9 protein-coding genes are annotated in these 14,291 nt (G+C 69.4%); 3 read left to right on the top strand and 6 right to left on the bottom strand.

Annotated elements, in window-relative coordinates:
• Window positions 1-5: 5 nt before the first annotated feature.
• The 4 genes from ACGFH9_RS05785 to ACGFH9_RS05770 form a co-directional block, all read right to left on the bottom strand.
• The gene (locus ACGFH9_RS05785; RefSeq protein WP_393215852.1) at window positions 6-6,617 is read right to left on the bottom strand and encodes an RHS repeat-associated core domain-containing protein; all 6,612 of its coding nucleotides are present in this window, start codon (window positions 6,615-6,617) and stop codon (window positions 6-8) included.
• 748 nt (window positions 6,618-7,365) lie between these two features.
• Window positions 7,366-8,655 carry a hypothetical protein gene (locus ACGFH9_RS05780; protein ID WP_393215849.1) on the bottom strand — a complete coding sequence of 430 codons (1,290 nt, stop codon included), beginning with the start codon at window positions 8,653-8,655 and terminating at the stop codon, window positions 7,366-7,368.
• Window positions 8,656-8,717: 62 nt separating this feature from the next.
• The gene (locus tag ACGFH9_RS05775) at window positions 8,718-9,293 is read right to left on the bottom strand and encodes a WHG domain-containing protein (RefSeq protein ID WP_355622845.1); all 576 of its coding nucleotides are present in this window, start codon (window positions 9,291-9,293) and stop codon (window positions 8,718-8,720) included.
• Window positions 9,294-9,361: 68 nt separating this feature from the next.
• Window positions 9,362-10,282 (bottom strand): proline dehydrogenase family protein, encoded by a 921-nt coding sequence (locus tag ACGFH9_RS05770; RefSeq protein WP_393215846.1) that lies wholly within the window; start codon window positions 10,280-10,282, stop codon window positions 9,362-9,364.
• Between ACGFH9_RS05770 and ACGFH9_RS05765 the strand changes: the two genes are divergently transcribed.
• The 3 genes from ACGFH9_RS05765 to ACGFH9_RS05755 are packed head-to-tail and all read left to right on the top strand — an operon-like array spanning window position 10,281 to window position 12,414.
• Window positions 10,281-10,640 (top strand): hypothetical protein, encoded by a 360-nt coding sequence (locus ACGFH9_RS05765; RefSeq protein WP_393215843.1) that lies wholly within the window; start codon window positions 10,281-10,283, stop codon window positions 10,638-10,640. The genes ACGFH9_RS05770 and ACGFH9_RS05765 overlap by 2 nt on opposite strands.
• 1 nt (window position 10,641) lies before the next feature.
• Window positions 10,642-11,808 (top strand): glutathionylspermidine synthase family protein, encoded by a 1,167-nt coding sequence (locus ACGFH9_RS05760; protein ID WP_393215840.1) that lies wholly within the window; start codon window positions 10,642-10,644, stop codon window positions 11,806-11,808.
• 18 nt (window positions 11,809-11,826) lie between these two features.
• Window positions 11,827-12,414 carry a CGNR zinc finger domain-containing protein gene (locus ACGFH9_RS05755; RefSeq protein WP_393215837.1) on the top strand — a complete coding sequence of 196 codons (588 nt, stop codon included), beginning with the start codon at window positions 11,827-11,829 and terminating at the stop codon, window positions 12,412-12,414.
• A 30-nt stretch (window positions 12,415-12,444) separates the two neighbouring features.
• Here ACGFH9_RS05755 and ACGFH9_RS05750 read toward each other — a convergent pair whose 3' ends face one another.
• Window positions 12,445-13,251 carry a sugar phosphate isomerase/epimerase family protein gene (locus tag ACGFH9_RS05750; RefSeq protein WP_393215834.1) on the bottom strand — a complete coding sequence of 269 codons (807 nt, stop codon included), beginning with the start codon at window positions 13,249-13,251 and terminating at the stop codon, window positions 12,445-12,447.
• 76 nt (window positions 13,252-13,327) lie between these two features.
• Window positions 13,328-14,272 carry a Ppx/GppA phosphatase family protein gene (locus ACGFH9_RS05745; RefSeq protein WP_393215831.1) on the bottom strand — a complete coding sequence of 315 codons (945 nt, stop codon included), beginning with the start codon at window positions 14,270-14,272 and terminating at the stop codon, window positions 13,328-13,330.
• Window positions 14,273-14,291 lie beyond the last annotated feature (19 nt).

Here is a 14,291-nt window from a genome sequence, read left to right as displayed (position 1 = left end):
GAGATTCAGCCGCACGCGCCGATAACCCGACCGAAGGTTTCCTGAGCAGCCTTGAACTTCTTCTGGTAATCGGGCATCTTGTCGAGCTCTTTCTGTAGCGACTTCGGCATGCCGATGAACTTCTGCGACTTCGGATCGTACTGGTACTTTGGCGCCTTCATGGAACTAACCCCGCGAATCTGGACTTGGAAGTGCATCTGCTTCGTGCCGTTGCGGGCTTCGATATCGATGCGGTACTGACCGCGTTGCCAGACCGTATGACTCTTCCCATTTAGATCGATCGGTCCATTGTCGTTGTGAACAAGAACCGACAACTTCCCCGCGTACACGTAGTACGCATGGATCCCACTAACGGTGAGGTTGTAGGCCTGAGCCGTGTGGATCGAGGAACTGCGCAGCCCACCCACCGGAGCGAGACCGGCGACCCCCCGGACGAGGTCACCTCGGCTGAGCTCGTCGGCCCGCTGCCACTCACGATCGGTGGCGTTCCAAAACAGGTGGTCTTCGGTTGTGGTGACGGTCGATGCGCCGATCTCGAGATCGATCAGTTCATCAGAGTGCACCCAGACATGCTCGACAACTCGCGGACCCTCGTCACCGCTTTGCGGATCAGACGCCAGGATCTCGTCGCCGGGCTCAATCTCGTCCAGAGGCTTACTAGTGCCGTCGGCCATCAGGACTTCGGTGTCGCCGCTGAAGCTCTTACAGCCACAGTTACAGCCACCGCCGCGGCCACCACGCCCACCTGGCAAGGCCCCGGGCCCCACACTACCCAATGCGCCGATGGCACCACTCTGGACCAGCTCGTCTGGCGGCATAGTCGCCGCCATGAAATCGAAGTGGCCGCCCCAGAGCTGTTTAATCCACTCGTTGCAGCCGCCCGGTCGTCCCATCTCAGCGCAGATGTTCATGGCGAGCTCGCGCTCGTCATTCCTCACGAGCTCGTCGTTCGAGAATGCCGACGCGCCGAACTTCGCGGCACGCTGGTCGACCCAAAGTCGGGTGAACTCCTCCAGCGGCACCGTTTCAGGCACCAGGATCACGTGCCCGAGGACTCGGGGATGTTCTCGCTTCCGGTCCCTCGTGCTCGTCTTCCCGTTTGCGTCGCCCCACGCAATGTTCGCCTCGGTGCCGCAGCCACCCGGGCAGCCGCCGGCCCCCCGACCGTCACCCTCCTTCAGCGGACGCGGGTCGTAACCGCGGCAGTCGTACTCCCGGCAGTCGGCGGGGATCAGACCGTCTGGGTCGCTCATCGTGACCGGGGAGTTGTTGGCGTAGGAGTAACCGTTCCACTGCTGCGGATCGGTCGGGTCCTGCAACGGGTCCACCGATACGAACCGACCGATGGTCGGGTCGTAGTTGCGGGCGCTGACCTGGGTCAGGCCGGTGTTGGTGTTGAGTGGCTGGTTGAGGAAGCCGCGGTTGTCCGGCGCCGTGACGGTGGAGCCGCGCGGCGCGCCGTACGGGGTGTACTGCCGCCAGGTCGGCACCTGGGCCGTGTAGTTCAGGTAGAGGCTGGGCGTGCCCTGGTCGTCGGGGATGGTGAAGCCGTACGCGTTGCCACTACCCGTGCGGTAGGCCATCGCGCCGCTCGGCAGCGGGTAGTAGCGGGTGCCGCTGAGCGCCTGGGTGCTGGTGTTGAGAGTGATCTGCTGACCGGGCAGGTAGAGGGTGGTGGCCCCCGGGTCCTTCTGGATCAGAAGGTTGCCGTCGGCGTCGTACAGGAACGAGCTGTTGCCGTCGGTGCCGCCGGTCACCGACGCCAACTCACCCGCGTCGTCCCAGTTCAGGGTCTGGGTGCCCTGCCCAGCCTTGCGGGTGGTCATGTTGCCCGCGTCGTCGTAGCCGTACGACGTGCTGCCGGTGAGCCCGCCGGAGGTGGTGGTGCTCGTCAACGTATGCGGCTGCCCCTTGGCGTTGCCGTCGTATACGTAGTTGGTGGTGGTGTCGGTCCCGCCGGTCAGCGAGTACTGGGTCTGGCTGCTCCGGTTGCCGAGCGGGTCGACGTTCCACTCGGTCCAATAGGCGCTGGTGGCGCCGATACCGCTGCCGACCATGGCCCGGTTGCCGAGGGTCGGCGCGACGGCGCAACCGTCGGTCGCCGTCCACGCCTTGGTGAGCCGCCGGAGTGAGTCGTACCGGTAGCACTCCGTCTCGGAGACCGTCGTCGGCTCGTAACGGGTGTTGACCGTCTTCGTGATGTTGCCGTACAGGTCGTACTCGTAGTTCTGCTTGTCGACGTCCGTCGTGGTGGTCGTCGTCTTGGTCACCAGCTGTTGGTTCAGCCGCCCGTTGTGATCGTCGTAGATGTTGACGACGGAGGCCAGGCTCGTCGGAGAGCCAACCTGGTTACCGATGACCCGACCCCAGGCGTCGTAATCGGTGACCGCGCTGTAGCCGGCGAGCCCTGCCAGGGTAGACAGCAGGTCCAACCGTCCGACGTAGCCACGGCTCACTGTTTCCGCAGGGAGATTTCCTCGGGCCGGATAGATGTCCGCGATGGGGATGCCGGTCACCGTCGAGTAGAGGTGCCCGAACCCGTACGTGTTGCCGAGCGCCCCCTCGACGGCCGGGATGGTGATCGTCTCGCCCTTCGAGTTGCCGAAGGAGTCGAAGCTGGTCCACTGGGTGCTGTACTCGGCGCCGTTGCGGAAGGCGGTAGCGGTGGTCAGCTTGCCGATCGCGTTCGTGATCGACGCGGCGTTGTTGTCGTTGTCGTACACCCAGGCGGCCAGCTTGTTGCTGGCCGACTGCGCCGACGTCGGCGCGGCGAAGCTCGCCGTGCGGCGGTTGATCTTGTCGAAGGTGGCCGAGGTGGTCTTGCCCCGGCCGTCCGTCGACTCGATGACGTTGCCGGCGCCGTCGTAGCGCATGGTGCTGTTGCCGGCGTCCGGGTCATCCTTGCCGATCACCTGTCCCCGCAGGTTGTACGTGCTGGCCCACACGTTGCCCGCACTGTCGGTCAGGGTCGACTGGTTGCCGTGGCCGTCGTATCCGTAGCTGCTGTCCACCGTGGTGCCGCCGGTCAGGCGGAACGGGCCGGTGAAGGGGTTGCTCGGGGACACCAGCGTCGGCGCGGCGGTGTACTGGAGTTGCTTCTCCAGCCGGCCCATCGGGTCGTTGACAGTCGCGGTGACGGTGCCGCCGGTCGGCGGGATGACCGTCGTGCGGTCACCGTTGTACACGGTCCTGGTCGACGACTTCACCACTCCGTCGCGGGCACTCTCCGCGACGATGACCCGGCCCAGCCCGTCGTAGGTGTTGAGGGTCTGGTTCAGCGCCTTTCTTCCCAGCGATTCGGCGTCCGCCGGGACGGTGCTCGCCCCGTTGGCAGCGTCATACCATGCGTTGAAGGTCTTCGACACCCAACCCCGGCTGTCGTAGAACGTGTCGGTGACCAGTCGACCGCCCACGTTGGCGTCCGACTGAACTTGTCGGACGCGGTACTGGGCGTCGTAGATGGTGGTGGTGGTCGAATAACCGCTGTTCTTGTTGAGGGTCTCCGTCTTGGTAGCGGTCGGTCCGGTGTTGGACACCGCGTAGGTGTGCTTCACGTTCGCCGGAGCGCTGGTGGGTCGGGACGCCACCCAGACCGCCGTCAGCCGACCGAGCGCGTCGTACTGCGATCGGGTGACCACGCTGTTGGCGTCGGTGCTGCTCGTGGGCAGATTGCGCAGCGTGGTGATGGTCGTGGAGGTGGCGTGACCCTCCGCGTTCTCCAACTTCATGCCGGTGGTCAGACCGGCCGCGTTGTCGGTGTAGGTGGTGATGGCCTTGTTGCCGTTACCGTCCCAGCTACCGGTCACCCGCCCGTACGCGTCGAACTCCGCCTTGTCGGTGGTCTGGTAGACGTACGCACCAGAAATCCAGTCCGACGCCTTGCGGACCATGGTGACGTTGCCCCGGGTCGGGGCGGCCTGCGGAAACGCCTCCGCGAACTGCGTGTCGTCGTAATAGGTGCGAACGTGCGAGACGACCTGCGCTGGCCGGTTGACAGTGGTCGGCGCGGTCAGTGTGTTGGTGCTGCCCGGCACCGAGGCCGGCGAGCCGGCACGGAAGCCGGCGCAGGCCACCGACACCGTCTCGATCTGGCTGGTCAGACCGACCAGGTTGAGACCGGTGTTGGCCGCGGCGTACGTCGTGCTGGTACACCGGTCGTAGGTGGGGTTCGCCGGCACGGTGTGGTCGTAGGAGTGCCGCAACAGCCCGAAGGTCGGCGAGTTGATCGACGAGTCGTACGACATGTCGGTCTGGCTGTATCGCCAGGTGGTGCTGGCGCCGGAGGTGACGGCCTGCCGTCGCCAGGTCTGCACCGGCGCGGTGAACGTCGCGGTCAGGTCCGGGAGTCCGGTACGGCTCCGGGTCGCGGTCGCGTCCGACACCCAGTACGAGGTGACCGTCGAGTTGTCCACCGGACCGCCGTCGCCCAGGTACGAGGTGGTTTCCAGAGCACGACCAGCGAGCTGGTCAACGTCCTCGTGGACCCCTCCCGCGCTGTCGGTGACAGTGGAGACCGCGGTGCTGTTGTTCTTGCTCATGCCCCGGTAGTAGGTGGTCTGGGTCAACGTGCGGGAGTCGTTCACGCCGTCACCGTTGCGCACCCGGACCTTGCCGTACCCGCGGAACTGGCCGTAGGTGCGGTACTTGGCCTTGATTACCTCGTTGTCGTCGTAGTGCCATGCCGCACCGTCGAGGTACTCGTAGCTTGTGGCGGTCATGAGCGCACCGCCGGTCGGGTCGGTCGCGGTGACCCGGGTGACGGCGTACTTGTTGAACCAGTCGCGGATCTGGTCCGGCAACCCCTCGGGGGTCCAGTAGACCGGGTAGCAGGACTTGGTGTTGGAGGCGGGACTGATCGTCACCGGCACGGTGCAGGGTTCCGGCAGCTCGTAGATGGGCGAGATGACCGAGCCGGTCTCGGTGGTGATCGCCGCGATGCGCTGCCGGTAGAACGAGGGGTAGCCGCTCCTGACCTCCACGCGGTTGGGGAGTCGGAGGCCGGTGAATGACACCGCGGGCAGGGTGATGGCGCTCGAGGAGCCACCGGAGGTGGTGTCGTGCCCGGTGCGGGTGATCGATGCCAGCCACAGCGTCGGTGACGTGCCGTCCTCTGGGTCCGGCATCGTGTGGGCGAAGGCGTAGGAGTCGACCTTCTTGTACGGGGTACTGCTGGTGTCGTACTGCTGAGTCACGATGGAGGTCAGCCGCACGGTGGAGAAGAAGGACGGGCTCCACGTCTTGCAGTCGGTGCCGGAGTTGCAGACGAGATCGAACGGCACGTCCGGCCAGTTCGCCTTGTTCGCCTCGTTCAACGGCTTGCACGTGCCCGACAGGCAACGGTCGTCGGTGTTGAACACCACCTGGTTCGGGACGATGCCGTACGCGCCGCTGTCGCGGAAGCCGTAGTCGATCCGGGCCAGGTTGCTGTCCCGGATGTACGGCACGTCGGTGGCGCCCTCGTTACGGCCGTAGTAGTTGGTGGCCTGGTTGTAGTAGTAGGCCATCGCGTTGCCGTGGACGTCCTTGACGTAGTCGAGGTTCCACCGGTAGGCCGTGGTGCAGACCGACGAGCTGAAGCCGGCCGAGTCGTAACAGGGGTCACCGGAGTGCGCCGAGTAGACCGGGACGTAGTCGACGGACTTGGTCTCCGGCTTGTTGGTCGTCCACCCGGGCAGGCGATTGCGGCCGAACTCGTAGACCGTGCCGTCCCGCTCGGTCACCCGCCAGTAGTCGGTGTCCTCGGTACCGCTGCCGTTGCCCGAGTTCATGACCCGGGTGACCACGGCGCCGGTGTCGTTCTGCACCTTCCAGGTCTTCTTGCCGGAGTCCCAGATGAGCGAACTCGACGATCCGTTCAACGCGATGGTGAGGATCGGACCGGCGTAGCAACGGTCGTTCGTCTCGACCGGGGACGGGCTGCCGCCCGGGTTGTCCGAGCAGGAGACGAAGGTCTGCTCGACGTACGACCTCGGCGTGGTCCAACCGTCGCCGAGCCACGAAGCCTGCGCGTTGGTGGCCACGGTCTGGCCGTCGACACTTCCGGAGTCGTAGGAGAGAGCCAGTTGCGGCACGAGCTTCGACCGGGTCGGCGGCACGGTCAACGGGTACGAGTAGGTGAAGGAGCCGGCACTGCCACCCGCGCTCCACGAGCCGGACGGCTTCAGGTCGGTCGCCGCGTAGGTGCCGCCCTTGCCGCCCTCCTCGCCAACACCGGCGACGGCGGCAAGAACCAACGCCGAGCCGGCCCGCCGGCTCTCGGCGGCGGCAGTCGTCAGCGGCACCTCGGCCGACACCGAGTTGGACGCCTGGTCGTTCGTGGAGGGCACCCGGATCGGCGTCCGGCAGGCCGCGAGCGAGGGAGTGGTGAGCGCACACGCCGGCAGTTGCACGAGCCGAAGACGGGACCCGTAGTTGCCGCCGTACGCCTCCGCGAACTCGGCGTAGTCCACGCCGACCCGTACCGAGCCGCTCGCGCTTCCGCTGCTTCCGCTGACCGCCGGAGTCACCGACAGCAGCACACCGTCCACGCCGGCGGCCTCGGCGGTCGCCCGGTCCGCGATCTGGACCCGCATCTGCCGGGGACCGGCATAACGACCACCCTTCGCGACCGGCGCCACCCAGACCGGGGTGCCAGCGGCACGGGTCCTTCCCGGCGCTGCAGAGCGGGTCGTGGAAGCCGAGCCGGTCAGCTCCACTGTCGCCGACGCGGCCTTCGGCCATGCCGTCCGCGACGGCCGATGGGTCGACTTCGCCTGGTCAGGTGGGGTGACGAAATGCGGGGCCAACGGCCTGACCCCGGTCACGGATCGTCCGGGCGACATGGGCGGCCGCTTGGACAGCCCGCCGTCGTCCGGCTTCGCGGTCGCTGGCGTCCCCGTGAGCAGACTGGCCATCAGCGACGTCGCCGCAGTAAGCGCCGCCAGACGTCTGGGCCCTGTGACCAAACGTAATCCCCCGTGCCCGACCATTGCACCCTCACCTCTGCGAGATCCGGAAAGACACGCGGGGTGTTACGTCGCGCACCCCCGTGGCGCGATCAATGTTTCACGTCGGCTCCGCACCATAGGTCACAGGAAGATAACGAATGACCGAGGCCGGACCGGCAAATCCAACGCAGTGAGTTCCAAAGGGGCATCTCTGCGTGACACGCGTCGTTCCGCGCAGGCAGCCGTGCTGGTTCACTGTCGCCGCCCACCGGACGCACCCACGTCCGCCGGACGACGAACTCGACCGGGATCCTCTGGATGTACCCGGGAGCCTCCAATGGTTCCCTCGCTCCTCGGGTCTCGCTCGCCACCGACTGGTGAACAACGGCGGTGGGTCGGGTGTGCACCCGACCCACCGCCGCACCGCCGGAACGAGCAGCTAACCGGCGGTCGCGCGGATGTACGCCACGCACTCGTCGTGCAACGTCGACCACTCCTCACCGAACGCCTCGTCGGCGGCGGCGGCGAGCGTCGTGCGGTCGTGCACCACGGCCTTGAAGAAGGTCAGCAGCCGCTCCGGCCCGAACCGGTCGACGAGGTGGCGGACGGCGAGGTAGCCGACGCCGTAGCTGCCGCCGATCCGCTCGGCGGGTGCGTCGTCGGCGGGGGTGACGCCCTCCAACCGGCCGTCCCAGCTGCTCCCGACCAGTTTGCGTACCTCGGCGAGCCCCTCGTACCTGTCGACCGGCTGACCGCCCGAGCCGGCGAACTCGGCCAGCCCCTCGACCAGCCACCAGGTCGTCTTGCCCGGGTATCCGCGCTCGGGCAGTGAGGCGGCGTGGGTCAGCTCGTGCCGGAGCAGGTCGTCGGTGCCGCTGCTGGCCAGACCGTCGGCGTTGAGCACGACCTCGTGGTGGCCACCGCCCACGGTCACCGCGTAGCCGCCCGTCCAATGTGGGCGCCCACCGCCGTACCAGCGCTGCCACTCGGTAGGGCCGGCGTAGAAGATCCGGTAGCGGTCCGGCGGTGAGCCGGTCACCACGTACGTGTCGGCGACCTTGGCCGCCGTCTCGGCCTGGGCCGACAGGGCGGGCAGCTTGCCGCGCAGCGCCGGTGTGGTGGCGACGATGGTCCGCGCGCCCACCTTCACGACCAGGTCGCTGATCTCCCACGGCCGGGTGCCGGTCTCGGCGGACTTGGACTCCTCCACGGCGACCAGCCGGGGCTTGTCGCCGTTCTCCCGCCAGCGGGTGCCGATGAGCACCGGGCTCGGCCGGCAGTCGGCCGCCACGAAGCAGTACTGGAAGCGCACCAGCAGCCGCCACTCCCCCGGGCGGCCGACGACCGGCACGGGCAGGCCGCTCGGCTCGGCCCGCCAGACGGTCACCTTCAGAGCCCGCAACGCGGCGAATCGACGCCGCAGGTCAGCGTGCGCGGCCGGGTCGGCGATGGCGAGGAACGCGGAGCGGTCGCCGCCGAGCAACGCCGCGGACTGCTGCCGGAGCTGCGCGGCCATCCGGTCGGACAGCCCCCGGGCGACGGCGGTGGCCGGGTCGTCGGCGGCGGTGACACCGGCCCGGTTGAGCGTGGCCCGGCCGCCGGCCTCGCGGACGGCACCGACCACCAGCAGCGCCGGAAGGCCACAGCCCAGAACCACGACGACAACGACGAGTACGGTCCACAGCGGCCAGAGCCGCCGCGGTGCTGGCTGCTGCACCCCGTCAGTCACCCGCCGAAGGGTACGACCAAACACCGGATCGGGCGAGGCCGACCCGGGCCGATCGGGTCGGTTCAGGCTCCGCGGGCCGGCCAGGAGCGGAATGCCACGTCGAGGCCGGCGACCATCTGGTGGTACGAGCGGTCGACCTCGCGGGGCAACCCGAAGCCACCGGCGGCCTCCAGTGCGACGAAGCCGTGCAGGGCGCTGCGCACCGCCCGGGTCGCGTCCACCGCGTCGTCGCCGGTGAGCCCGTAGCCGCGCAGCACGGCGAAGATGGCGCCGACCGCGCGTTCACCCGCCTCGACGTGTTCGGGGTCGGACGGGTCGGGCACCCGCTGGGTGGTCGGGTAGCGCCCGGGGTGCCGGCGGGCGTACGACCGGTAGGCGTCCGCCATCGCCCGCAGGGCGTCCCCACCGGCCCGACCGGCGGCGGCCGTGGTCAGCTCGGTGGCCAGCTCGGCGGTGGCGAGCGCGGAGAGCTTCTGGCTCAGCGCGTCCGCCCCCCGGATGTGCTTGTAGAGGCTGGGCAGCGCGACACCGAGCCGACCGGCGAGCGCGGCGAGGGTGAGCTGCTGGTAGCCGACCTCGTCGGCGAGCCGGGCGGCCTCGCGCACCACGGTCTGCTGGTTGAGCCCGGCCCTAGGCACCGACACACGCTCGGCTAGCCGTCATAGCCGAAAAGCTAACGTCGCTAGCCAGATGCGTCAAGCGGCACTCACTTCTTGGAGACCAGCGCGCGGCCGAAGAAGACCAGGTTCGCCGGGCGCTCGGCGAGCCGACGCATCAGGTAGCCGTACCACTGGTCGCCGTACGGGACGTAGGTGCGCACCGTGTAGCCCTCGCCGGCCAGCCGGGCCTGCTCCTCGGGACGGATGCCGTAGAGCATCTGGAACTCGAAGCGCTCCGGCCCCCGGTCGAACCAGCGGGCCCGGTCCTCGCCGATCGAGATCATCCGCGGGTCGTGCGTCGCCAGCATCGGGTAACCGTCGCCGGACATCAGGATGTTCATGCAGCGGACGTAGGACTTGTCCACCTCGCGGGCCGACTGGTAGGCCACCGACTCCGGCTCCTTGTACGCGCCCTTGCAGAGGCGAACCCGCGACCCGGCCGAGGACAGCTCCCGGCAGTCCGACTCGGTCCGCCGCAGGTACGCCTGGAGCACCGCGCCGGTCGACGGGAAGTCCTTGCGCAGCTTCGCCAGCACCTCCAACGTCGAGTCGGTGGTGGTGTGGTCCTCCATGTCCAGGGTGACAGTGGTACCCGCCTTGTCGGCGGCCGCGCAGATCGCACGCACGTTGTCGTACGCCAACTGCTCGTCGAACATCTGGCCCAGCGCGGAGAGCTTCACGCTCACCTCGGCGGCCGGGGTGAGCCCGGCCCCCGAGAGAACCGACAGCAGATTCAGGTACTCGTCCCGGGTGGCCGTGGCCTGTTCGGGGGTGACGGTGTCCTCGCCCAGATGGTCGAGGGTGACGGCCAGACCGTCGTCGACGAGCCCGCGGGTGGCGCTCAGCGCGTCGTCGGTGGCGGCGCCGGCGACGAACCGGCGGACGACGTCCCGGGTGTACGGGGCGGTCGCGACGAGCCGCTCGACCTGGGATGACCGGGAGGCGGCGAGGATGACGGAACGGAGCATGAGCCGAGCGTATCGCCCCTGCCAGGACCCCCGCCCGGCGGCGGCTGGGGCTGCGCTGCTGGCGTCGATCGGCTACAACGATGCCGTGAACCAAAGCCCCCGCCGCCGGCTCCGGTCGGCCTCCGTGCAGCTTGGCGCTCTCACCGCTCTCGCGCTCGCTCTCTCCGGCTGCAACATGACCTCCGACGACGACGATGACGACTGCGCTCTCGGGCCGATCGGTGGCGGTGACACGGTCGCGCTGGCGATGCGGGTGTCCGACCCTGCCACCGCTGGGCGTACCGCGGGGGAGCCGGCGACCGCCGCCCTGCCCGAGCGCGGCGGGTTCGGCACCCACCTCGCCTCCTGCGGCGGCTGAGGTGCGCCGCGAGTCCATGACGCCCCGAGCCGACTGGGACGCCACCATCCGGGCACAGGGACTGGTCTACGTCGACACCGAGCTGCCCGACGGCGGGATCATGTCGTACTGGGACGAGAGCGCCGCGTACGCCTTCGACCTCGACGAGGTGCTGCGGCTGGAGGAGGCCACCGAAGAGCTGCACCGGATGTCGGTCGCCGCCGCCGAGCACGTGGTGCGGCACCGCCGGTACGCCGAGTTCGGCATCCCGCAATGGGCCGCCGACGCGGTGGCCCGCTCGCTGCGCGAGGCGCCGCCCACCCTCTACGGGCGCTTCGACCTGGCGTACGACGGCACCTGGCCCCCGAAGATGCTGGAGTACAACGCGGACACCCCGACCGCGCTGGTCGAGGCGAGCATCATCCAGTGGTACTGGCTGGAGCAGACCCGCCCCGACCGGGACCAGTGGAACAGCCTGCACGAGCGGCTGGTCGGCGCCTGGGCCAAGATCGGCGCCGGGTTGCACGACAGTCGGGTGCACGTGCTCTGGTCGAACGAGGAGGAGTCCGGCGAGGACCACATGACCGCCGGCTACCTCGCCGAGACCGCCCGGCAGGCCGGCCTGGACGTCGAGCTGCAACCCATCCAACACATCGGCTGGGACGGTCGCCGCTTCGTCGACGCCGCCGACCGCCCGGTGACCACCTGTTTCAAGCTCTACCCCTGGGAGTGGATGCTCGCCGAGCCGTACGGGCCGCCGGCGCTGGCACCGGGCACCCCGACCACCTGGATCGAACCGGCCTGGAAGCTGCTGCTGTCCAACAAGGCGCTGCTCGCGATCCTCTGGGAGCTGTACCCCGGCCACGAGTACCTGCTCCCGGCGTACCTCGACTCACCGCGTGGCATGCCCGAGTACGTGGCCAAGCCCCTGCTCGGCCGGGAGGGCGGCTCGGTACGCATCGTCACCGCCGCCGAGGAGATCACCAACCCGGGGATCTACGGCGACGAGGGCTGGTGCTACCAGGAGTTCCGGGCGCTGCCGCAGTTCGCTGGCAACCGGACGGTGCTGGGCAGCTGGATCGTCGACGGCGAGTCGGCCGGGGTGGGGGTCCGGGAGAGCGCGAGTCTGATCACCGACGGCTACGCGCGGTTCCTGCCGCACTACATCGACGCGCCGCGCGCCCCGTGAGTCGTCTACCGTTGGGGTGTGAACTTCGACGCGTACGCCCGGACCGGCGTTGACCTGGTCAACGCCCGCCTGGACGACCTCGACGACCTGCGGGCCCTCTTCCCCGACGACAACGCCTGGATGCGCGACGAGGTCGCCGACCGGGACGTCGCCATCTTCCGACGGGCACAGAAGCGGTTGCGCGACGTCTTCGAGTACGGCACCTCGGGGCGCGACGCTCAGGCGGTGACCGAGCTCAACGCGCTGCTCGAGGCGTTTCCGGTCCAACCGCGCATCTCCGGGCACGACTCCAGCGACTGGCACATGCACGTGACCAGCCGCGGCGCGTCGGTCAGCGCCGAATACCTGGCCGGCGCGGTCTGGGGGCTCTCGGTCTGGCTCTGCGAGTACGGCAGCGCCCGCTTCGGAGTCTGCGCCGACGAGCGGTGCGGCAACGTCTACCTGGACACGTCGTCCAACTGTTGCCGGCGGTTCTGCTCGGAGCGCTGCGCCACCCGCTCGCACGTGGCGGCACACCGGGCCCGTAAGCGGGCCGCGATCGGCGAGCAGGCGACGGTCGCCCCGCAGCCGACCTCGGCCACCGAGTCGCTGACTCCGGTCAGCTGACGCTCGCCGCCGACGGGTCGGACGTCGAGGTCAGACGTCGGCCGGCGACGGCGCGGTCAGGTGCTGGCGGGCGAACTCGAGCGCGGCTCGTAGGTCCGCCTCGCGCACCGCGCGGCTCTTCGCGCCCCGGGTCGCCACCTCGACGGCCACCGCACCGGTGAAACCCCGCCCGGCCAGCGAGGAGAGCAGCTCCCCGCACGGCTGGGTGCCGCGCCCGGGCACCAGGTGCTCGTCGCGGCCCTCGCCGGTGCCGTCGCCCAGGTGCACGTGGGCCAGCCCCGCGCCCATCCGGTCGGCCATCGCGAGGGGGTCGCTGTGCGAGGCCGCGCAGTGTGACAGATCCAGGGTGTACGACGGGTAGCCGGTGTCGGTGGGATCCCAGCCGGGGACGTACGGGACGAACTGCCGGCCCGCCATCCGCACCGGGTACATGTTCTCCACTCCGAAGCGGAGCCCGGGGAACCGGTCCTCGACCGTGGCCAGCCCTTCGGCGAATCCGCGCGCGTAGTCCCGCTGCCAGGTGAACGGTGGATGCACCACCACCGTCGGCGCCTCCAGCGACTCGGCCAACTCGGCGGCCTTGCGCAGCCGCTGCCACGGGTCCGGGCTCCACACCCGCTGGGTGACCAGCAGACAGGGCGCGTGCACCGAGAGCACCGGCACGCCGTAGTGCGCCGACAGGCCGCGCAGCGCGCCCGCGTCCTGGCTCACCACGTCGGTCCAGACCATCACCTCGACGCCGTCGTAGCCGAGCGCCGCGGCCAGTTGGAACGCCGCCGCGGTCGGCTCGGGGAAGACCGACGAGCTGGACAGGAGCACCGGGACGCGGGAAGTCACATCCGCCAGCGTAGCCCGGCTGTCACGGCGTTCTCAGGACGAGCACCGGCAAAGCACCGGCGGTCCGGGGACCTGCTCAGATCGGTTCCAGTTGATCGAGCCGGCGGAGGATGACGCCCTCGCGCAGGGCCCAGGGGCAGATGTCCAGCGCATCCAGGTCGAGCCTGCGCATGACCGCCTCGGCGACCACCGCGCCGGCCAGCAGTTGGTGGGCCCGGCCCGCGCCGACCCCCTCCAGCTCCATCATCTGGGCGGGCGTCATGTGCCGGATGAAACCGATGATCTGCCGCAGACCGGCACGGGTCAGCCTGCGGTGCACCCAGAGGCCGGCCCCGGACGGCGCCGCGCCGGCCAGTCGCGCCAGGGTGCGGAAGGTCTTCGAGGTGGCCACCGCCCGGCCCCAGCCCACCTCCGTGATCTGGTCGACCACCTTGTCCAGCCGGCCGTCCACGTACTCCCTCAGCTTGTCGACGGCCTCCGCCGACGGCGGCGTCGCGCTGGCCGGGTCGAGCAGGAGCCGCTCCCTCGTGAGACGCCCGGCGCCGAGCGGCAGCGAGATCGCCACATCGGGGTCCTCGTCGATCCCGGCGGCGATCTCCAGGGAGCCGCCACCGATGTCGAGCACCAGCAGACGCCCCGCCGACCAGCCGAACCAGCGTCGCACCGCCAGGAACGTCATCCGCGCCTCGTCCGCGCCGGAGAGCACCTCCAGGCGTACGCCGGTCTCGTCGCGGACCCGGGCGAGCACGTCGGCCGCGTTTGTGGCGTCGCGGACCGCGGAGGTGGCGAACGCGATCAGGTCGTCGGCCTCCAGCCCGGTAGCCGCCGCCCTGGCCATGCCGACCGCCTTGACCAGGCTGTCCGCACCCGCCTCGGTCAACGCCCCGTCCGGGCCGATCTGTTCGGCGAGACGGAGGACGACCTTCTCCGAGTGCGCCGGCCAGGGGTGCGCGCCATGGTGCGCGTCGACCACCAGGAGGTGCACCGTGTTGGATCCGACGTCGAGAACACCCAGTCGCATGGTGAAGACCCTAGGTGCA

Origin of the sequence: Micromonospora sp. NPDC049102 (assembly GCF_043197485.1) — a bacterium.
In the GTDB taxonomy this organism is placed as follows: domain Bacteria; phylum Actinomycetota; class Actinomycetes; order Mycobacteriales; family Micromonosporaceae; genus Micromonospora.
The sequence above is the reverse complement of the archived record's forward strand: the minus strand, read 5'-3'. Positions and strand labels throughout refer to the sequence as shown.